The following is a 422-nucleotide window of genomic DNA, read 5'->3' as shown; positions in this document are numbered from 1 at the left end:
GGCGCACGCGAGGCCGCTTATGCCAAGCAGTCGATGGAAGAGTTTATGGTAACCGTCCATGCCCAAATGCGTTTGGCAACGCTGCTGTATACCTGCAGTTTTATCGTCAACAGCTCGCTGACCGTCGGTACGACCGCCTTGGGTATTTGGCTTTGGTATCACGGCCAAGTCGGCGTAGGCGCGGTAGCCACCGCCACGGCCATGGCATTGCGTGTGAACGGTTTGTCGCAATACATCATGTGGGAATCCGCCCGATTGTTTGAAAACATCGGTACCGTCAACGACGGCATGGCTACCCTGTCCAAACCCCACACCATCCTCGACAAACCGCAAGCCCTGCCGCTTAAAGTCACCCGAGGCGAAATCAAGTTTGATCACGTCGATTTCTCCTACGAAGCAGGCAAACCGCTCCTCAACGGCTT

The 422-nt window shown here is 55.7% G+C and carries 1 pseudogene; it reads left to right on the top strand.

Features of this window, described 5'->3' with window-relative positions:
* Window positions 1–422 (top strand): annotated as a pseudogene (locus ACTHSP_RS22170) (multidrug ABC transporter ATP-binding protein); the annotation flags it as partial.

It is taken from the genome of Neisseria sp. P0001.S005, from assembly GCF_051963715.1.
This window is presented reverse-complemented; position numbering and strand designations above follow the sequence as displayed.